Consider the following 20,869-nt stretch of genomic DNA (forward strand, 5'->3'; position numbering starts at 1 on the left):
GTGCTTTCCAGGTTCCCGCTTCCGCGTTTCCCTTTCCGGCGGTTCCGACTCTATCAGATCCTTTCGGGCCTGATCCCCGGTCAGCGGGGTTTGTCTTCGCGGCTGTTGGGCCGTTCCGACGTTCCCAACCTTAGCGCGCCCTCTCGGCGATTCCCAAATCGACGCCGTCGGAGTCGATCAGATCGTCGAGTCCCAATTCGAATTGAATTCGGGCACGCCGAAAACAATCCCGTCGGGATGTCGAGCTGGTGGTTTGGGTGCCGCTGCTGCGGCAGAAGTGCTGTCGAAGAACCGTTACGGCTCAGCGGCAACCCGAAGAACTTTACGGATCCTCCAGGGGGCTGTCAAGCAGCCCCTGTCAAGATCTTTTCGGCCCGGGTGTCAGTCCAGGTCGGTGAGCCGCCCGCCGGCATCCGGCTGGGCGTGCTCCACCCGGCGCAGCAGGCGCGTGAGCACTTCGCCCAGCGCCGTGCGCTCGTCGGGGGACAGGTCCTGGAGCAGGTCCTCCTCGAAGACCGACGCCAGGCGCATCGCCTCCAGCCACTTCTCTCGCCCCTCTGATGTCAGCTCCACGATCACGCGGACGCGGTTCGACTCGTCTCGCTCACGGGTCACCAGAGATTCGGCGACCATGCGGTCGATCCGGTGGGTCATCGCGGCCGGGGTGAGGCCGAGGCGCTTGGCGAGGTCGCTGGGGCCCAGCCGGTAGGGGGCTCCGGAGAGGACGAGGGCCTTGAGGACCTCCCACTCCGCGTTGCTGATGCCGAGGGCCGAGGTCTGACGGCCGTAGGCGACGTTCATGCGGCGGTTCAGGCGGGAGAGCGCCGAGACGATCTGTTCGACCTGGGGGTCGAGGTCCTGGAACTCGCGCTGGTACGCGGCGATCTGCTCTTCGAGGGTCGGCTCGCTGGGGCCGGCGTTGTCGCCCATGTGCGCAGTATCGCACGCCCGTTCTTTGCCTTGAAGTCCTTGGGTATGTACTCTTTAGGTTCGAACTTTAGTTTCGAAGTCTTCACTCCTAACTTGTGAGAGAGGTGAACGTGACCAGGGCGATGGGCGCAGCGATGCGCCGGATTCACGTGGGTAACGCACTCAGCGCGTTCGGGCTCGGCTTCACGGTCCCGTACCTGTACGTCTATGTGGCGCAGGTGCGAGGTCTTGGGGCCATGACGGCGGGTCTCGTACTCGCCGTCTTCGCCGTGGCCGCGCTGGTGGTGCTGCCGTTCGCCGGGCGGGCCATCGTCCGGCGGGGCCCGCTGCCGGTGTTGCTCGCCGCTCTGGTCACCGCCGCTCTGGGGGCGCTCAGTCTGGGGATCGCGAGCAGCGCTGCGGCCGTGCTGGTGTCGGCCTCGCTGCTGGGAGCGGGGCAGGCCGTGATGCAGCCGGCGCTCGCGACGATGATCGTGGACTGCTCGTCGGCCGAGACGCGCTCGCGTGCCTTCGCCATGCAGTTCTTCCTGCAGAACCTCGGGCTCGGCGTCGGCGGTCTCATCGGCGGGCATCTCGTGGACACGACGAGCGCTGCCTCCTTCACGCTGCTCTTCGCGATCGAGGCGGCGATGTTCCTGCTGCTCGTCGTGGTGATGGTGACCGTGCGGATGCCGCACGCGCCGAAAATCGAGGTCGCCCCCAAGGCGTCGGGCCGGGGCAGCTGGAAGCAGCTGCTGGGCAACCGGGCCATGGTGCAGCTGTGCGTGCTGGGCTTCGTGCTGTTCTTCGCCTGCTACGGGCAGTTCGAGTCGGGGCTGAGTGCGTACGGGGTCGAGGCCGCCGGGATCTCCACGTCCGCGCTGGGGACCGCGCTGGCCGCCAACACGCTGATGATCGTCGTCGCGCAGTTCGCCGTGCTGCGGTTCGTGGAGCGGCGCCGGCGGTCGCGGGTGATCGCCGCTGTCGGGCTGATCTGGGCCGTGGCGTGGGCCGTCGCCGGGTACGCGGGGCTCGGACACGGGAGCCAGGAGATGGCGACGGCCGCGTTCGTCTCGACGTACGCGCTGTTCGGGCTGGGTGAGGCGATGCTGTCGCCGACCGTGGCCCCGCTGGTCGCGGATCTCGCGCCGGAGGGCATGGCCGGGCAGTACAACTCGGCTTTCGCCCTGGTCAAGCAGCTCGCGCTGGCTGTCGGGCCGGCGGTGGGCGGGCCGCTGGGGGCCTCGCTGCACGCGCCGTACATCGTGGCGTTCCTGGTGTTCTCGCTGGGGATCACTGTCCTGGCCGTGCGGTTGGGGCGGCAGCTGACCGATGTGCAGGATCAGCCGTGGCTCGGGAAGAGCCGGGTCGTGGCGCGGGGAGGCGCGCCCGTTTCCGCGGACGTCTGATCCCGGTTCCCTTCTAGGTGGTCTGGGTGCGGGGCAGGGCGAACTCGCACCAGACCGCCTTGCCGCCGCCCGGTGTGCGGCGGCAGCCCCAGTTCGACGCGATCGTGGCGACGATGGCGATGCCCCGGCCCGATTCGTCGCCCGGTTCCGCGCGGCGGCGTCTGGGGAGGTGGTCGTCGCCGTCGGTGACCTCGATGATCAGACGTCTGTCCGTGCGACGCAGGCGCAGTCTCATCGGCGGGGTGCCGTGCTGGAGGGAGTTGGCGACCAGTTCGCTGGTCGCCAGGACGCCCAGGTCGTGCAGGTCGGCGGGGAAGCGCCAGCTGGTCAGGACGCCGGAGGCGAAGGCACGCGCGCGGGGGGCCGCTTCCACGCCGCCCAGGAGTTCCAGGGCGGCATTGCGGAAGAGCTCGCCCTCCGCGCCCGCGCGGGCCGGGTGCTGGAGGACCAGGACGGCCACGTCGTCGTCGTGGTCGGGTGTGACCCCGGCCGAGCGGACCAGGCGGTCGCAGACGACCTGGGGCGTGCCGGTGGCGCCTGCCAGGGCGCGTTCCAGGGCGGCGATGCCCTCGTCCAGGTCCGCGTCGCGGCGCTCGACCAGGCCGTCCGTGTAGAGGACGGCCGTGGAGCCGGGGGCGAGGGGGATCGAGCCCGACGTGTGCATCCAGCCGCCGGTGCCGAGCGGGGGGCCGGTGGGTTCCTCGGCGCGCAGGACCGTGCCGTTCTCGTCGCGGACGAGGATCGGGAGGTGGCCCGCCGAGGAGTAGATCAGCTTGCCCTCGTTCGGGTCGTGGATGGCGTACGCGCACGTGGCGATCTGGTTGGCGTCGATCTCGGCCGCCAGGCCGTCCAGGAGCTGGAGGACCTCGTGCGGGGGGAGGTCGAGGCGGGCGTACGCGCGAACAGCCGTGCGGAGCTGGCCCATGACCGCTGCCGCGCGGACGCCCCGGCCCATGACGTCGCCGATGACCAGGGCCGTGCGGCCGCCGCCCAGGGTGATGACGTCGTACCAGTCGCCGCCGACCGCGGCTTCCGTGCCGCCGGGGTGATAGGTGGCGGCGATGCGCAGGTCGTCCGGCTGTTCGAGCTCCTGGGGGAGCAGGGAGCGCTGGAGGGTGACCGCCGTCTCGCGCTGGCGGCGCTCGCTGGCGCGCAGGCGCTCCGCGGCCTCGGCGTGGTCGGTGACGTCGGTGGCGAAGACGAGGACGCCGCGGCCGTCACCGCCGCCCTTGCCGTCGTCCTGGGCGACCGGGGTGCAGGTGAAGGTGTAGGAGCGGCCGTCGGGGGCCTTGCGGGACTTGACCGTGCGCGGTTTGCCGCTGCGCTGGACCTGGTCCAGGAGGGGGAACAGGCCGAGGCCGTCCAGCTCGGGGAGGGCCTCGCGGGCGCGTTCGCCCAGGGGGCGTACGCCGAAGGCGGTCGTGTAGGCGTCGTTGACGTAGGCGATGCGGTGGTCGGGGCCGTGGACCAGGGCGACGAGGGACGGGACGCGGTCGAGGACCTCACGCACCCGCAGCTCGTCGACGGCGGGTACGGACGGTGACTCGTCGGTCAGTTGTTCGGCACGGGCGGCGGGTACGGAGCCTTCCCCCCGCCGGTCCGGGGACGCCGTCTGCTCGGTCCGCGCTGCGGCGCGGCGCTGCGTTCCGGGGAGCCGGGCGCTCCAGCGCGTGAAGTTCACGAATCCTTGCCTCGTGTAGTGGTCGGCGGCCGGCACCGGAACCGGCCGGGGCCCCGGAGGGCCCGCACCGGGGCGTGGGGTGGCACGCCCGCGGTGGTGGACCAGTCTGGCAGTGCGCGGACCGGACCGACATCCGTCAGACGCCGGGCCGGCCGGAGGAGTTCCTGGGTCCGGTCAGGACGACCCCTTCGGGTTGTGCGGAGGGTCCTGAGAAGGCTTTCCACCGGCCGCGAGTTCGAACTCCGCCCGGGGGTGTTCGAGTGAACCCAGGGAGACGATCTCCCGTTTGAACAGGCCGGCCAGCAACCATTCGGCGAGTACGCGCGCCTTGCGGTTGAAGGTGGGCACGCGGCTGAGGTGGTAGGCGCGGTGCATGAACCAGGCGGGGTAGCCCTTGAGCTTGCGTCCGTAGACGTGGGCGACGCCCTTGTGCAGGCCCAGGGAGGCGACCGAGCCGGCGTAGGCGTGTTCGTACGTCTGGAGGGGTTCGCCGCGCAGGGAGTGCACGATGTTGTCGGCGAGGACCTTGGCCTGGCGGACGGCGTGCTGGGCGTTGGGCGCGCACTCGCGTCCCGGTTCGGCGGCGGTGACGTCGGGGACGGCGGCGGCGTCTCCGGCCGCCCACGCGTGCGTGGTGCCCTCGACCGACAGTTCCGGTGTGCAGGTGAGACGGCCGCGGCCGTTGCGCGGCAGGTCGGTGGCGGCGAGCACCGGGTGGGGTTTCACGCCGGCCGTCCAGACGACCGTACGGGTGGGGAAGCGGGCGCCGTCGCTGAGGACGGCGACCCGGTCGGCGCAGGACTCCAGCCGGGTCCGCAGGCGTACGTCGATGTTGCGGCGGCGCAGTTCGGTGACGGTGTAGCGGCCCATCTCCTCGCCGACCTCGGGGAGGATGCGGTCCGAGGCCTCCACGAGGATCCACTTCATGTCGTCGGGCTGGACGTTGTGGTAGTAGCGCGCGGCGTAGCGGGCCATGTCCTCCAGTTCGCCGAGTGCCTCCACGCCCGCGAAGCCGCCGCCGACGAAGACGAAGGTGAGGGCCGCGTCGCGGATCGCGGGGTCGCGGGTGGAGGAGGCGATGTCCATCTGCTCGATGACGTGGTTGCGCAGGCCGATGGCCTCCTCGACGGTCTTGAAGCCGATGCCGTGGTCGGCGAGGCCGGGGACGGGCAGGGTGCGCGAGACGGAGCCGGGGGCGAGGACGAGTTCGTCGTAGGGCAGCCGCCGTCCGCCGGTGCCCTCCTCCTCGGTGGCGAGGGTGGTGACGGTGGCGGTGCGTTTCGCGTGGTCGACGGCGGTGGCCTCGCCGATCAGGACCCGGCACCGGTCGAGGACGCGGCGCAGCGGTACGACGACGTGGCGGGGGGAGATGGCGCCCGCCGCGGCCTCGGGGAGGAACGGCTGGTAGGTCATGTACGGGTCGGGCGTGACGACCGTGATCTCCACCTCGCCCCGGTCCAGCTCCCGTTTCAGTCTGCGCTGCAGGCGCAGGGCCGTGTACATCCCGACGTAGCCACCACCGACAACGAGAATGCGCGCACGTTCCTTCACCATCCCATGACGCACCCGACGCTTGAGTTTGTCCACAGCCTCGACGAATTGTGTGACCGGAGCGGGAGAACGCGCGGAGTTGGCCGGAATCGCGACCTTCTGAACATTTGCGCAGGTCAGGAGGGGTGGTGCGAGGGGCGCGCGGGGGCACATTCGGGACGTATGCGGCCCGTACTCCGATCGGTGGGCGCTCCGTGCGGAACGTGCCCCTTCTGAATTGACTCCCTCTCAACTATGTTCGTGTGTCGACGGGGTGTAGGGGGATGTGCTCACCGGGTCCGCGACGGGCGGGCCCGCGGACCCGAGCCGTTCCCTCGCTCCGGTATCGAATGGCGGGGAGTGTCTCCGGGGGGAGACGTCATTACCGGGGGAATGCTTATGCATGTTCAGGACTCTCATTGGTCGCCCGCGTCCGCGGTCGCGGCGGGTGGCATGACGATGAGCGCGGCGGGCAACGGACGCGACGTATCGCGGACGACGCCGCTGCGCGTGGACGCACAGCGCAATCTGGAGCACGTGCTGCGGGCGGCGCGCGAGGTCTTCGGCGAGCTGGGATACGGCGCGCCGATGGAGGACGTGGCGCGGCGCGCGCGGGTCGGTGTGGGCACGGTGTACCGGCGGTTCCCGAGCAAGGACGTCCTGGTGCGGCGGATAGCCGAGGAGGAGACCTCCCGGCTGACCGACCAGGCGCGTGCGGCGCTCGGGCAGGAGGACGAGCCGTGGTCGGCGCTGTCGCGCTTCCTGCGCACGTCGGTGGCCTCCGGCGCCGGGCGGCTGCTGCCGCCGCAGGTGCTGCGGGTATCGGTCGAGGACACCGGGGGCCCGCGGGTGCCGCAGCAGCGGACCCAGCCGGGCGCCACGGAGCTGCGGCTGGTGCCCGACCAGCCGGTGGCGGTCGCCGCGGTACCGGCGGTCGCGGGTGAGGACGACGCGGGGACGTCGGCGCTGCTCGAGGTCGTGGGCCAGCTCGTGGACCGGGCGCGTGCGGCCGGTGAGCTGCGGGCGGACGTGTCGGTGTCGGACGTGCTGCTGGTGATCGCCACGGCCGCGCCCTCACTGCCGGACGCCGCACAGCAGGCGGCCGCGTCGGCCCGGCTGCTGGACATCCTGCTGGAAGGGCTGCGCTCACGACCGGCGTGAGCCGCCCATCGGGGCCCGGGTCGATCAGGCCCGGGCCGGGTGGTCGCCCGGGCCCGGAGCGAAGAAGGGCGCGGCGGGAAAACGGGAGCCTTCCCCGATTGAGTGACGGCTAGCACTGCCGTGCGGTAAATCCCCACGGACGAGTGATGGTCCGTGCTCAGGGGGTCTGACCAAAAGCCAATATGGCACGCTGACCAGGTGGTCTGGACGGGTTGGGTGGCTGGCGGGGGCTTTCCGCGATGAGCGTTGACGGTCGGGACGAGTCGAGCGGCAGTGGGAGCGGCGACGGCACGGCCGGCGACCCGGTCCCGCCGCAGGTGCCGAGTCAGGGCGGACGCGCGAGCGTGCCGCCCGGCGGGCACCCCGTGGACGGCTCGGTCCCGGCCCAGCGCGGCCGGCGCGAGGACGGTGTCCTGCCGCCGCCGTGCGAACTGCCGCTGTCCGACTCCGACCTCATCGACCGGATGCGCTCGGGCGACGACACCGCGTACGAGGAGCTGTACCGGCGCCATGCGCAAGCCGTGCGCCGGTACGCCCGCACCTGCTGCCGTGACGCCCACACCGCGGACGACCTGACCGCCGAGGTCTTCGCCCGCATGCTCCAGGCGGTGCGCGGCGGGGCGGGCCCCACGCATGCCGTACGCGCCTACCTGCTCACCTCCGTCCGGCGCGTGGCCGCCTCCTGGACGAGGTCGGCGCGGCGCGAGCAGCTCGTCGACGACTTCGCGGTGTTCGCCGCCCAGTCCGCACGCGGGCCCGATGTGTCCACCGACGACCCGCGCGAACTGGGCGCGGACGTACGGGCGATGCACCAGGCCGAGCAGTCCATGGCCATGCGGGCCTTCCGGTCGCTGCCGGAGCGCTGGCAGGCGGTGCTGTGGCACACCGAGATCGAGGACGAGTCGCCCAGCGAGGTCGCCACGCTGTTCGGGCTGGACGCCAACGGCACCCGCGTACTCGCCAGCCGCGCCCGCGAGGGCCTCAAGCAGGCCTACCTTCAGGCCCACGTCAGCGCCACGCTCACCGGCGACGAGGAGTGCGCGCGCTACGCCGACCAGCTCGGCACCTACGCCCGCGGGCGGCTGCGCACCCGGGCCGAGCGGGGGCTGCGCAAGCACCTGGACGAGTGCGCCAAGTGCCGGCTGGCCGCCCTGCAGATCGAGGAAGTGGCCGGCGGCATCCCGGCCGTCGTGCCGGTCGCGGTCATCGGCTGGTTCGGGGCCGCTGGGTACGCCAAGGTGGCCGGGCTCATCGCCGGAGGCGCGGGAGCGGCCGGTGCGGCGGGGGCGGCGGCGGGTGGCTCGGCCGGCGGGGCAGCCGCGGGGAGCGGCGGTTCGGCCGGCGGGGGTGGTGCGGCGGCCTCCGAGGGGATCGGCGCGCCGGTGAAGGCCGGTATCGCGGCCGGTGTGGTCGCCGTGGGTGTGATGGCGGCGGTGGTGATGGCACTGGCCGGCAACGAGAAACCGAAGCAGGAGTCCCAGAACGCCCCGCCCTCCCCTCTGCCGTCGTCGGTCGTGGGCCCGAGTGAGCCCACGCCCACGCCCTCCTCCCCACCGCCCGGACCGGGGCCGCGGCCGCCGGGACTCGTGCCCGCGCGCGCCGAGACGCCCGCGCCGGCACCGAGCTCAAGGACGAGCCCGAGTCCGGACCCGGAAGCGGCCCCCACGCCGACCCGGACGTCCGCACCACCCCCCGCGTCCCCGAAGCCGACACCGCCTCCGGCCCCCACACCGACGCCCCCTCCCCCGCCGCCCCCGCCCGCTCCCGACGTCCACCAGTGGAGCGAACTGTCGTACGACATCAGCGGCGACGGCACGAGACCCGAGATGCGGATCGGTTCGAGCAGCTGGGTCTGGCAGCGGTCCGGACTGTGGGTCGGGGCCCAGCGGTACACGCACGGCGTCACCGTGCACGGCCGCTCGTCCGTCACCATCGACCTCAACCGCTCCTGCTCGTCGTACGAGGCGCTCGTGTGGGTGGACGACATGACGCTGCGGCTCGGCAAGGTGTACTTCTCCGTCTACGCCGACGGTGTCCGGCTGTGGCGGTCGCCGCTGGTCGAGGGCGGTGACCCGGCCGTGCCCGTCCATGTGAACCTCACCGGCCGCAGCACGGTCCGGCTGGTGGTCGAACCGCGCAGCGCCCTGGACGACCTCCTGCCGGTGAACTGGGCGGAGTCCAGGTTCACCTGCGGCCGGACCCGCGGGTAGGGCGGCTCACACGTATGCGCTGCGTGCCTCGTCCAGCTCGCGCAGGACGTCGTCCGCGGTGAGCGACGTGCCCCGGGCGCGCTCCGCCTCGCACCGGGCACGTCCCAGGGCGGCGCGGACGGCGGCCTCGGCCCGCTCCACCGGGGCGCGCTCCGGCAGGGAGCGGGGGCGGCCGGACCGCCAGTGGTCGGCGGTGCCGAGCAGCCGGGCCGCGCGCGGGAAGTCGCCGAGGTCGGCCAGCAGTCCCGCCGCGCCGTCCACGACCGCAGCCCGGATCATGTCCGAGCACCGCTTGTCCACGGCTTCGCGCAGGGCGCGGGTCACCATGGGCAGAGCGGACCGCGGGCCGGACTCCCTGGCCGTGATCGCGCCGTCGAGCAGGCGCAGCATCACCGTGAACTGGGGCGGCGGAGCGCCGGGGGCGGTGTTCGCCCAGGCCTCATCGCACCACGCGCGCGCCCGGTCGGTGCGGCCCTCCTCGAAGGCCATCTGGGTGCGCATCAGCAGGATGTACGCCTTGGAGTCCCGCACGCCGTACCGTTCGGCGGCGGCGGTGGCCTCGTCCAGCAACGCCAGCGCGGCAACCCGGTCTCCCCCGCGGTAGGCGATCTCGGCGAGCCGGGCGATGAGGAACGGCGACTCGGCGTAGGCGCCCACCTCGTAGGCGAGCCGCAGCGCCTCCTCGTACTCGCCCTTGGCGTCCTCGAATCGGCTGCGCGCCATGGCGGCCTCACCGGCCGCGCTGCACACCTGGGCGCGCAGCCAGCGGTCACCCGCGCGGCGGCTGAGGACCCTCAGCTCCGCGAGGTCGTCGTCGACGCCCTCCAGTCCGCCGGGTCCGTCGACGACCGTGTGCGCGCGGAACATCAGAGCGACGGAGATCTCCCAGTCTCCGCCGTACGCACGGCAGTTGGCGACGGCGGCGTCCAGCACGGTCCGCACCTCGCTCTGGTCGCCCAGGTAGGAGGAGAGGATCGGGCAGACGAGCCCCGGGATACGGGCCGCGTGCGGGCCGCCTCCCACGTAGTGGGCCCACACCCGCTCCATGTACGGCATCCGCTCGGCGACGAACGTCTCCATGGGCGCGACTTCGGTCAGGTAGAACAGATGCAGCAGGCGCACGTCCATCCGCAGGGCGTGCAGCGGATGCCCCGCCTCCCCGTCGGGCACGGTGAGGAAGTGGTCGATGCGGCCGGGCGGCTCCGACTCGTTGCCGGACGGCACACCGCCCCCGGCGTCCAGAGCCACGCCCAGCCGCAACGTCCGCTCCAGCCACTCCATGCCCTCGTGGCGGTAGTTGCGCAGCCACCAGAACCAGCCCATGGCCAGGGCGAGGGCGGCGGCCTCCGCCTCCTCCCCGGCGGCGAGGGCCCGGTCGAGGGCCGCGCGGATGTTGTCCAGCTCGGCCTCCAGCCGGGCGATCCACGGCAGTTGACCGGCGGAGCGGAGCAGCGGTTCGGCCCGCTCGGCGAGCGCCCGCGCCCAGGCGCGGTGCCGCAGCTCGGCGGTGGTGCGCACCCGCGGGGTGTCGGCGGCGCGTTCGACGGCGTACTCGTGGATGGTCTCCAGCATGCGGTAGCGCATGCCGCAGGAGTCGCCGCCCGCGCCGGGGGCCGCCACGACGAGGGACTTGTCGACGAGCGCCGCCATCAGTTCGGCGGCGGGCCCGGAGCACACCGCCTCGGCCGCCGCGAGGTCCCAGCCGCCCGCGAACACGGACACCTCGCGCAGCATCGTCCGCTCGGCCTCGTCGAGCAGGTCCCACGACCAGTCGACGACGGCACGCAGGGTCTGCTGGCGGGGCAGGACCGTACGGCTTCCGGAGGTGAGGAGGCGGAAGCGGTCGTCGAGGCGGTCGGCGATCTGCCGGGGGGTGAGCAGCCGGAGCCGCGCCGCCGCCAGTTCGATGGCGAGCGGCAGCCCGTCCAGCCGCCGGCAGATCTCCGCCACCGCCTGCTCGTCGCGCAGCATGGTGTCCGCGTCGGGACGGACGGCGGCGGCGCGCTCCGCGAACAGCCGGCGGGCGTGGTCCGGCCGCAGGGGCTCGACCGGGCGCACGGACTCGCCCGGCACGCCCAGGGGTTCGCGGCTGGTGGCCAGGATCGTGAGCCCCGGGCAGCGGGTCAGCAGGGTCTCGGCGAGGTGGGCGGCGGCGTCGATGACGTGCTCGCAGTTGTCAAGGATCAGCAGGAGGCTGCGCGGCGCGCAGAACTCGACGAGCAGGGCGACGGGGTCGTCCTGCACGGCGGTGAGCTCGCTGGTCATCAGCACGGTCTCGCGCAGACCGAGGGCACTGACCACCGCTCCCGGCACCGCCTCCGGCCGGTCGAGCGGGGCGAGCTCGGCCATCCGCGCCTGCGGGAGCCCGGCGGCGGCTTCCTCGGCGAGACGGGTCTTGCCAGAGCCGCCCGGTCCGGTGAGGGTGACGAGACGGGCCCTGTGCATCTCGGAACGGATGGCGTCGATCTCGGGTTCCCGGCCGACGAAAGAGGTCAGCCGCGGGCGGATGGTCCCCGGTCGCAGGCGCTCGCGCTCCGGCGGAGCGGGCGACGGCTCGCGGTCCGCCGGCGCGGACGCGAGCAGTTCGGCGTGGAGGGCGCGCAGCCCGGGCCCGGGGTCGGTGCCGAGACCGTCGGCCAGGGCGCGGCGGGCGGTTTCGTACGCCGCGAGGGCGTCGGCGTCCCGGCCGGTATCGCGCAGGGCGCGGATGAGGAGGGCGTGCAGCGGCTCGTCGTACGGGTGTACGGCGGTCAGTTCCCGCAGTTCCGGTATGACGTCCTTTCCGCGGCCGAGCCGTATCCGGGCCTCCGCCCTGGCCCGGGTCGCCTCCAGTCGCCTCGCCTCCGGGCGGGTCGCGGCGGAGCGGTCGGGGAGGTCGGCGAGGGCGGGGCCGTGCCAGAGGGCGAGGGCGGCGTCGAGGTGCCGTTCCGCGAGGGCGGGGTCGTTGCCGTTGAGGGCGTCGGTGCCCTGCTGGACGAGCCGTTCGAAGACGTGGAGGTCGATGTCGTCCTCGGCGGCCGCGAGCCGGTATCCGCCGGTCTCGGAGGTGACGGCGTCCTTGCCGAGGGCTCTGCGGAGCCGGCCGACGAGGGCCTGGAGTGCGGCGGGGGCGTCCTGGGGCGGGTCCTCCGCCCAGACCTCGCCGATCAGGGTGTGTGGGGTGGTGACGCGGGAGGGGCGCAGGGCGAGGGCGGTGAGCAGGGCGCGGAGCCGGGGGCCGCCGAGGGGTACGACTGTGCCGTGCTCGTCCACTGCCGTGGTGACGCCCAGGATTCTGTACCGCACGGGGTCATTGTCGCCGGGGTGGGGGTTTGGGGCGGGGGGTTTTCGGGGCGGGGCGTGGCCCCGGGGGTCTGTGTGCGGTGCTCGGGGTTGTCGCTGGAGCCGGGTGGGTCCGCAATCCGGCGGAGCGGGGGGGCGGCTCGCAGCCAGGCGGGACGGGCGCCCGCAGCGGGCGTAGCCGCCGCGCGCAGGCGACGCGAAGCGGGACTAGCCCGCACCCGCCGTACGACGCAAGGGGCCGTGCCGGGGGGTGTCCGCCCGCAGCGGTTGGCGGGTCAACGGGGAGTCAGTCGGTGAGTAGGTCCATCGCGCCGTTCCGAGGACGTACCCCCCCGGCGCGGCCCCGACCCACCGCAGGCGAGAAGGCGCTACACCCGCCGCCCCCCACCGGCCCCCGCCCCCAACGCCCCCCGCTGCGGCGCGATCCCCGCCGGTACCGCGCGCTGCCTCGCCGGCGTCCCCGTCCAGCAGGTGCCGCGCCGCGACAGCAGGCGGCGGAGCCAGAGCTCCAGGGCGACCAGGTCCGCGAGGCCGTCGAGGGGCAGGGGCTCGCCCGCCGCCGCGCCGCGCAGCGCCTTGCGCACCACACGGGCCTCGACCAGCCCCGCCTCCGCCAGCAGCGGAGTGTCGAACAGGGCGACCAGCGAATCCGCCGCCACCCGCAGCCCCGTACGCTCCGCGGCCGCCTCCGTCGCCTGGGTCGGGGCGCCCCAGCCCGGCGGCAGCTCCCGGACCCCGGCCCCTTCCAGGACCGTCCGCAGGATCGCCGCCCGCGCCCCCGGCCGTACCCGCAGCGCCTCGGGCAGTGCCCGGGCCGCGCGGACGACCTGGTTGTCGAGGAACGGCGCGTGCAGCCGCTGGAAGCGGACCTCCGCGGCCTGCTCCAGCACCCGCAGGTCCGCCGCATGGCGCGCCAGCGCCGCACGCGCACGGAAGTCACCCGGCCGCTGCCCCGGCCCCACCAGCTCCGACCGGTGTGTCGACGCCTGAAGGCGAACCGATACTTCAGCGAGCGCCTCACCGGTCAGCCAGCGCGCCGCCGGCCCGGGTCTCCCCCAGGTCAGCGCGGCGAGCGAGGCATCCAGCGCCCCGCCGGGCGCGTCGAGGCCGTCGTCGGAGCGCGGGTCGAGCAGACGCTCGGCGAGGGACTCGACCCCCGACCGGTACGGCGTGCGGGACAACCGCCGCGCCGCCGCGTACACGCGCGCGGGCACCAGCACCGACCCGTCGGCCTTGGTCAGGGCGGCGACCGGCCGTACGAGATGACGCCGCCGGCGGTCCATCAGCAGGTCGGCGAGACGCGCGGGATGGGCGTCCAGGACCTGGCGCGCCCCGTAGCCGGTGAAGTGGTCCGCGCTGCCCGCAGCCAGCCGGGCCCGATGGCGCGCCGCGGACACCAGGCACGGCCCAGGTTCGTCGGTCAACGGCCCGTCCAGGTCGGCGTACGGAAGGGTCTCCTCGCCGCCCGCCACGACGACGTGGTGCAGCCGCGGGTTCGCCGCCAGCGCGCCCGCCCGCTCCAGCTCGGCCTCCCGCCCGCCGACGGCGAGGTCGTTGAAGGTGACGGCCAGCAGCCGCTCCCCCGCGCCCGTGCCGTGCCCCAGCACCGTGCCCGGCATCCCGGGCAGACCCGCGGCCAGCAGCGCCAGGGCCCCGGAGGCCGGCCCGCCGGACAGGTCCGCGCCGATCCCCGGCACCGGCATCCCGCGCGCGGCCCGCCGCTCGGCGGGGCCCATGCCGGGCACCGGACCCGGGTCTATGTCCGCCCCGGGAACGTGCCGCGGCGCGGACAGCCGCGTCCGTACGGCCTCCACGAGCGCGTCGCGCACCGCGTCGACCGCGCTGTCGGGATCGGCCGGAGGCGCCGCCACCGCCAGCGAGGCGACCGGCTCGTACCCGGCGATCTCGCGCGCCCCGGCGCGCAGGATGAGGGCATGCCCGGGCGGAATGCGCTTCACGCCGTCGTACGGCGTGGAGTCGTGCAGCGCGGCGGGCACGTCCGGGGCGGCCAGCAGCGCGGCGAGGTGCCCGAAGTCCAGGTTGGCCTCGATGAGGTCGGCCAGCGGCAGCGCGGCGGTCGCGTACGCCGTGCCGCCGGCCCAGGGGGTGTGGAACACCGGCCGTGCGCCCGCGAGATCACCGCAGACGGTGATCCGTCTGCCGACCTGGACGATCGCGGTGTAGCTGCCCGGCCAGGCGGTCAGATGCCGGAGTGCGCCGCCGCGCGCGGCGAACAGCGCGACGCGCAGCTGCTCGTCGGTGGCGCCGCAGATGCCGAGGACGGCGATCCTGGTCCGGTCGTCGGCCTTCACGACCCGCACCTCGTCGGGGCGCCAGTCGCCGACCGCCCACAGCGGATCGGGGTCACCCCACAGGAGTTGGGACCCCACCGGGTGCAGCGTCTCGCCCTCGCTGCCGGTGGCCCCCGCCGAGCCGGCAGCGACGGCTCCCGCGGCGGTGCTGCTCCACCCCACCAACCACCGCATCGCCGCCTCCACAGGCTGTGGACAACCAGTGCACCGTACGAACCGGTTCACCATGCTGCCATGAAGGAAGCGTTCCAGAGGGTGCCGACGCCGCTTGCGCTCCGCCGAATGCGCCCCGGCGGAGCCGCCCGCACCGTTCCGGGACCCCGAACACCCGCTCGTCCTCTGCGGAGTCGGGCCCGAACAGCGGTCGGAGAAGACGGCTGCGGAGACGGAGGAAAACGAAGAGGCGCCCAAGAATCAAGGCACGCCAGCGACATGTCTCCGGTACGACTGCGACGCGAATGCGCCCCCGGAACGCGCCCCATGCACGCCCGGCACGCCCTCAACTGCCGTGGTAGGAGGCTTGATACCCCACGGCCGACGGGGTCGGTTTTCAGCCAAATCGATATCGCGCGGACAGCCTCGAACACGCTCCGTACAGGCTCCGCGCCCTGCCACCCTCTCGCGCAGTCCGGGAGACGGAGCACGCCTCCCGGACCGTTCCGCCGCCCGCGGGGATGAAGGCGACGGTGTCCCCCAGCCCACTGGATCCAGTACAGCGGGCCGACCCACGCAATGACCATGGAACCGCTCCCGCGGTGGCCGGAGAAGAGCGCACGGACAGGCGCACGGCCACACAGTGGGAGCACGTCGCAACAGCCCGTATCTGAACCGTACTTCAGTACGGACCACAATCCCGCCAACCGGAACAATGCCCCTTAACGCTTGGGATGCGGCGAACTACGCTGGGTTTACGAATGCCGCATGGTTATGCCAGCGCGGCAGCCGTCTGTGTCGAGGGGTGGCGCATGTCCAGGGAGCAACGCGGGCCGAACGAAAAACTCGGCGCCGTTCTCGCCCTCGCGGGAATCTCCAACGCAGGCCTCGCGCGACGCGTCAACGATCTTGGCGCGCAGCGAGGACTGACACTTCGCTACGACAAGACGTCGGTGGCGCGCTGGGTGTCGAAGGGCATGGTGCCGCAAGGCGCCGCTCCGCACCTGATCGCAGCCGCCATCGGCCAGAAGCTCGGCCGCCCGGTGCCGCTCCACGAGATCGGCCTGGCGGACGCGGACCCCGCACCCGAAGTCGGCCTCGCCTTCCCGCGGGACGTCGGCCAGGCGGTGAGGTCCGCCACCGACCTGTACCGCCTCGACCTCGCCGGCCGCCGGGCCGGCTCCGGCGGCATCTGGCAGTCCCTGGCCGGATCGTTCGCGGTGAGCGCATACGCAACGCCCGCCTCACGATGGCTGATAACCCCGGCCGACAGTTCGGTCGCGCGTGACGTGGGCCCCGGCGAGGGCTCCGGCGCACCGCTCAAAGTCGGCCACAGCGATGTGCAGAAGCTGCGGGAGGCCGCCGAGGACGCGCGGCGCTGGGACTCCAAGTACGGCGGCGGCGACTGGCGTTCGTCCATGGTCCCCGAGTGCTTAAGGGTGGAGGCCGCCCCCCTGCTGCTCGGCTCGTACACCGACGAGGTCGGCCGGGCCCTCTTCGGCGCCTCCGCCGAACTCACCCGGCTCGCGGGCTGGATGGCCTTCGACACGGGCCAGCAGGAAGCGGCCCAGCGCTACTACATCCAGGCCCTGCGCCTGGCCCGGGCGGCGGCGGACGTCCCCCTCGGGGGCTACGTGCTGGCCACCATGTCCCTCCAGGCCACCTACCGCGGCTTCGGCGACGAGGGTGTGGACCTCGCCCAGGCCGCCCTCGAACGCAACCGCGGCCTGGCCACGGCCCGCACCATGAGCTTCTTCCGCCTCGTCGAGGCACGCGCCCACGCCCGCGCGAACGACGCCCCGGCGGCCGGCGGCGCCCTCAAGGCGGCCGAGAGCTGGCTGGAGCGCGCCCGCCCCGGCGACAACGACCCGAGCTGGCTCGGCTTCTACTCCTACGACCGTTTCGCCGCCGACGCGGCCGAGTGCTACCGCGACCTCAAGGCACCCCGGCAGGTCCGCCGCTTCACGGAGCAGGCCCTGTCGAAGCCGACGGAGGAGTTCGTCCGCTCGCACGGCCTGCGCCTGGTGGTCTCGGCGGTCGCCGAGCTGGAATCGGGCAATCTGGACGCGGCGTGCGAGCAGGGGGTGCGGGCGGTGGAGGTCGCCGGGCGGATCTCCTCGGCCCGTACCACCGAGTATGTCAAGGACCTCCTGCACCGGCTGGAGCCGTACGGCGACGAGCCCCGGGTGGTGGAGCTCCGTGAGCGTGCACGGCCGCTGCTGATGGCTCCGGCGTAGAAAGAGCAGGTGTGCCGCCCGTCCCGCGTTTGAAGGCATTGTCAGTGGCGCAGTGCACTATCGAGGCGGGAGGTGGTGCGAGTGCGGATCACATACGACTGTGACGTGCTGGTGATCGGCGGCGGAATCGTCGGGCTGTCGACGGCGTACGCGATCACCCGCGCGGCACCGGGCACACGTGTCACCGTCCTGGAGAAGGAACCGGGCCCGGCCCGCCACCAGACCGGCCGCAACAGCGGCGTCATCCACAGCGGCATCTACTACCGCCCGGGCTCGCTCAAGGCGCGCTACGCGGTGCGGGGCGCCGCGGAGATGGTCAAGTTCTGCGCCGAGTACGGCATCCCGCACGCGGTCACCGGCAAGCTGATCGTCGCCACCGACCGCGCGGAGCTGCCCCGCCTGCACGCCCTCGTACAGCGCGGCCGGGAGAACGGGATCCCGGTGCGGGAACTGGGCGCGTCCCAGATCGCGGAGTACGAGCCGGAGGTCCGGGGCCTCGCCGCGATACACGTCGGCACGACCGGCATCTGCGACTTCGTCGCGGTCGCCCGCCAGCTGGCCCACGGCTCGGGCGCGGAGATCCGCTACGGCACCCGGGTCGTGCGCGTCGACCGGCGTCCGGAGCTGGGGGTCGCCGTGCTCACGGCCTCGGGGGACGTGGTACGCGGGCGGGTCCTGGTGAACTGCGCGGGTCTGCAGTGCGACGAGATCGCCCGGCTCACCGGGGACGACCCCGACATGCGGATCGTGCCGTTCCGGGGCGAGTACTACGAGCTGGCCCGGCCGGAGCTGGTGCGCGGCCTGGTCTACCCGGTGCCCGACCCGGCGTTCCCGTTCCTGGGGGTGCATCTCACGCGGGGCATCGACGGGGGCGTCCATGTCGGACCCAACGCGGTGCCGGCGCTGGCCCGCGAGGGCTACGGATGGGGCACGGTCCGCCCCCGCGAGCTGGGCTCGACCCTGGCCTGGCCCGGTTCCTGGCGGATAGCCCGCCGGCACTGGCGGTACGGGGCGGGTGAGCTGCGGCGGTCCCTGTCCAAGCGGGCCTTCACGGAGGCGGTGGGCCGGCTGCTGCCCGGGGTGTCCGAGGACGACCTCGTACCGACGGCCGCGGGCGTGCGCGCACAGGCGGTCCTCCGCGACGGAACCCTGGTCGACGACTTCCTGATCCGCGAGGGCCCTCGCACGGTGCACGTACTGAACGCACCGTCTCCCGCAGCCACGGCGTCCCTTCCGATCGGCCGGGAGGTGGCACGGAGGGCGTTGAGCGCGCTGTGAGGTTCGCGGTACTCGGCGTCGTCGCCGAGGCCGGGGCGTCACGCAACCCGGCGGAGCTGGGTTGCGGACCCACCGTGCCCCTAGCGGCACGCATGCCCGCAGCGGGGGTGGAGCGCGCCCGCACCCGCGTACGGCGAGCAGGGGCCGTGTCGGGGGGTGTCCGCCCGCAGCGGTTGGCGCGTCAACGGGGAGTCAGTCGGTAAGTGGCTCCATCGCGCCGTTCCGAGGACGGACACCCCCCGGCGCGGCCCCGACCCACCACCGGCGAGTACGCGCCCCACCGCAGCCGTAAAATCAGGGGCACTGTGTCTGACTCCGCAAACACCCCCGAAGACCCGCACCCGCACCAGCAGCCGCACCCGCACACCCCCGGTGTCTCCGTCCGGCGCACCCGGGCCAAGGGAGAGCCGCGCTTTCCCGACGGGCCCAAGGCCGACCCGGCCGGGTCGCACTTCGAGCGGCGGATCCGGAGTTTCCAGCCCCGGCGCAGCCGGGTCACCGCAGGTCAGGCCGACGCGCTGCAGCGGCTGTGGCCCAAGTGGGGCCTCGACATCGACGGCAGCCGCACCCTCGACCTGCCCGAGCTGTTCGGCAACGACGGCCCCGTCGTCCTGGAGATCGGCTTCGGCATGGGCGAGGCCACCGCCCAGATGGCCGCCGCCGACCCCGCCACGAACATCCTCGCCGTCGACGTCCACACCCCAGGCCAGGGCAATCTGCTCAATCTCGCCGACCGCAACGGCCTGTCCAACATCCGCGTCGGCAACGGCGACGCGATCATCCTCCTGCGCGAGATGCTCGCCCCCGACTCCCTCGGCGGCCTCCGCGTCTACTTCCCCGACCCCTGGCCGAAGAAGCGGCACCACAAGCGCCGGATCATCCAGCCGGACTTCCTCACCCTCGCCGCCACCCGGCTCCGGCCCGGCGCGCTCGTCCACTGCGCCACCGACTGGGAGCCGTACGCCGAGCAGATGCTCGACGTCCTCACGGCACACCCCGACTTCGAGAACACACAGCCGGACGGCGGTTTCGCGCCGCGTCCCGACTTCCGTCCGCTGACCCGTTTCGAGGGCCAGGGACTGGACAAGGGACATGTCGTGAACGACCTCCTCTTCCGCCGCGTACAGCACGTGGACCAGCCCCCCGCCGGCGCCTGACCACCCCTGGCACCTTTCCCGCCTGCGGACAGCGCCCATCCGTCGTTAGGGTCGAAGCCGTGGCCACCAGCCCCCCACATCCGTCGTATCCCATCGGTCCCGCCGACGGCGCACCCCTCGCCGGCCCGGGTACGGCCGGCTCCCTGCGGCACGCCCACTGGTGGCAGCGCGCCTGGGTGCGCTACGGCGCGCCGAGCACGCTCCTCGCGATATCCGGCCTGGTCATCCTCGCCCTGGTCCGCGAGGAGACCGGCACGGAGGGTTTCCTGGTCGGGCTGGGGCTGGCCGTCCTGCCGGTGCCCCTGCTGATAGCCGCGTTCCGCTGGCTGGACCGGGTCGAGCCCGGCCCCTGGCGGAACCTGCTGTTCTGCTTCGCCTGGGGCGCCTGCGCGGCGGCGCTGATAGCCATCGTCGCCAACAGCTTCGCGACGAGATGGATAGCGACGGCGACCGCGGACCCGTCCAGCGCGGACACCCTGGGCGCGACCGTGATAGCCCCGGTGGTCGAGGAGTCGGCCAAGGCGGCGGCCGTCCTGCTGGTCTTCCTCTTCCGGCGCCGGGACTTCACCGGCATCGTCGACGGGGTCGTCATAGCCGGCGTGACCGCCACCGGCTTCGCCTTCACGGAGAACATCCTCTACCTGGGCACCGCCTTCGGCACCGACCAGCTCACCGGCGGCACCGGCATCGCGTCCGTCACGGCGGCGACCTTCTTCGTGCGCATCATCATGTCGCCGTTCGCACACCCGCTGTTCACGGTCCTGACCGGCATCGGCTTCGGCATCACCGCGCTCTCGGCGGACCGCCGTCGCGTGCGCCGGGTCGCCTTCCCCCTCGGCGGGCTGCTGCTCGCGATGGGCATGCACGCGATGTGGAACGGCTCGTCGACGTTCGGCGAGTACGGCTTCTTCGCCGTGTACGCGGCGTTCATGGTGCCCATCTTCGGGCTCCTGACGTGGCTGGTGATCTGGACCCGGCAGCGGGAGCTGAAGACCGTCCGGGCGGAGCTGCCCGCCTACGGCGTGGCCGGCTGGCTGACCCCGGCCGAGCCGTACGCGCTGGGCTCGATGCGGGCCCGGCGGATCGCCCGCCAGTACGCCCGCCGTCACCTGGGCAGGGCGGCGGCGCGGGAGGTGGCACGGTACGAGGCGTACGCGACGTCCCTGGCGTTCCTGCGGCACCGGGCCCGGCGGGGCCGCTCCGGGCCCGACTTCGCCGTACGGGAGCGGGAGCTGCTCGGCGAGCTGTGGCGGCGCCGGGAGGTGGCCCGCCCCGCGCTGGACCACGCGGCGCGGATCACCGCCCCTCCGGTCCCGGTGATGGCCCCGCCCTGGCCGGTGTACGGGGTGTACGGGTACAGCCCGCAGCCGACGCCGTACCCCGCGTACAACCCGTACCGCTCCTAGGTTCTGTCGTCAAATGTCACGCCCACAGCAGGAGTGACGCGAGGGTGATGGCTGCTTCGTAGGACTGGGCGGTCTTGTCGTACCGGGTGGCGATGCCACGCCACTGCTTCAGGCGGTTGAAGCACCGTTCTACGACGTTTCGGT

General features: G+C 73.2%; 13 protein-coding genes. 7 read left to right on the forward strand and 6 right to left on the reverse strand.

What is annotated here, in order from left to right; translation table 11 throughout:
- Positions 1-381 precede the first annotated feature (381 nt).
- Entirely contained in the window at positions 382-930 is a 549-nt protein-coding gene (locus HNR57_RS40505) for a MarR family winged helix-turn-helix transcriptional regulator (RefSeq protein ID WP_161363941.1), read from the reverse strand.
- 122 nt (positions 931-1,052) lie between these two features.
- On the opposite strand from HNR57_RS40505, the gene HNR57_RS38865 reads away from it, so the two are divergent.
- On the forward strand, positions 1,053-2,318 hold the full coding sequence (locus HNR57_RS38865) for an MFS transporter (protein ID WP_184568115.1): 1,266 nt from the start codon (positions 1,053-1,055) through the stop codon (positions 2,316-2,318).
- Between the two features lie 13 nt (positions 2,319-2,331).
- On the opposite strand, the gene HNR57_RS38870 is transcribed toward HNR57_RS38865, so the two are convergent.
- Complete coding sequence (locus tag HNR57_RS38870) at positions 2,332-3,999, reverse strand: ATP-binding SpoIIE family protein phosphatase (protein ID WP_184568096.1); 1,668 nt, start codon at positions 3,997-3,999, stop codon at positions 2,332-2,334.
- Between the two features lie 174 nt (positions 4,000-4,173).
- Positions 4,174-5,553, reverse strand: coding sequence for an NAD(P)/FAD-dependent oxidoreductase (locus HNR57_RS38875; protein ID WP_184568098.1), 1,380 nt, complete (start codon positions 5,551-5,553; stop codon positions 4,174-4,176).
- A gap of 375 nt (positions 5,554-5,928) precedes the next feature.
- On the opposite strand from HNR57_RS38875, the gene HNR57_RS38880 reads away from it, so the two are divergent.
- Positions 5,929-6,690 carry a TetR/AcrR family transcriptional regulator gene (locus HNR57_RS38880; RefSeq protein ID WP_184568100.1) on the forward strand — a complete coding sequence of 254 codons (762 nt, stop codon included), beginning with the start codon at positions 5,929-5,931 and terminating at the stop codon, positions 6,688-6,690.
- Positions 6,691-6,929: 239 nt separating this feature from the next.
- Positions 6,930-8,900, forward strand: a complete 1,971-nt coding sequence (locus tag HNR57_RS38885) for a sigma-70 family RNA polymerase sigma factor (RefSeq protein WP_184568102.1) — start codon at positions 6,930-6,932, stop codon at positions 8,898-8,900.
- A 6-nt stretch (positions 8,901-8,906) separates the two neighbouring features.
- Here HNR57_RS38885 and HNR57_RS38890 read toward each other — a convergent pair whose 3' ends face one another.
- Complete coding sequence (locus HNR57_RS38890; protein WP_184568104.1) at positions 8,907-12,185, reverse strand: ATP-binding protein; 3,279 nt, start codon at positions 12,183-12,185, stop codon at positions 8,907-8,909.
- A gap of 365 nt (positions 12,186-12,550) precedes the next feature.
- Entirely contained in the window at positions 12,551-14,668 is a 2,118-nt protein-coding gene (locus tag HNR57_RS38895; RefSeq protein ID WP_184568105.1) for an asparagine synthase-related protein, read from the reverse strand.
- Between the two features lie 791 nt (positions 14,669-15,459).
- On the opposite strand from HNR57_RS38895, the gene HNR57_RS38900 reads away from it, so the two are divergent.
- From HNR57_RS38900 to HNR57_RS38915, 4 genes are all read left to right on the forward strand, one after another.
- Positions 15,460-16,884, forward strand: coding sequence for an NsdA family TPR-like regulatory protein (locus HNR57_RS38900; RefSeq protein ID WP_184568106.1), 1,425 nt, complete (start codon positions 15,460-15,462; stop codon positions 16,882-16,884).
- 75 nt (positions 16,885-16,959) lie between these two features.
- Entirely contained in the window at positions 16,960-18,162 is a 1,203-nt protein-coding gene (gene lhgD, locus HNR57_RS38905) for an L-2-hydroxyglutarate dehydrogenase (protein WP_184568108.1), read from the forward strand.
- A 305-nt stretch (positions 18,163-18,467) separates the two neighbouring features.
- Complete coding sequence (gene trmB, locus HNR57_RS38910) at positions 18,468-19,319, forward strand: tRNA (guanosine(46)-N7)-methyltransferase TrmB (RefSeq protein ID WP_184568110.1); 852 nt, start codon at positions 18,468-18,470, stop codon at positions 19,317-19,319.
- Positions 19,320-19,378: 59 nt separating this feature from the next.
- Positions 19,379-20,725: a PrsW family intramembrane metalloprotease gene (locus HNR57_RS38915; protein WP_313675827.1), complete on the forward strand. Its 1,347-nt coding sequence runs from the start codon at positions 19,379-19,381 to the stop codon at positions 20,723-20,725.
- 16 nt (positions 20,726-20,741) lie between these two features.
- Here HNR57_RS38915 and HNR57_RS38920 read toward each other — a convergent pair.
- Positions 20,742-20,869 (reverse strand): transposase (locus tag HNR57_RS38920; RefSeq protein WP_184568113.1); only part of this gene is annotated, 128 nt, incomplete at its 5' end.

It is taken from the genome of Streptomyces paradoxus (assembly GCF_014202475.1).
Classification (GTDB): Bacteria; Actinomycetota; Actinomycetes; order Streptomycetales; family Streptomycetaceae; genus Streptomyces; species Streptomyces paradoxus.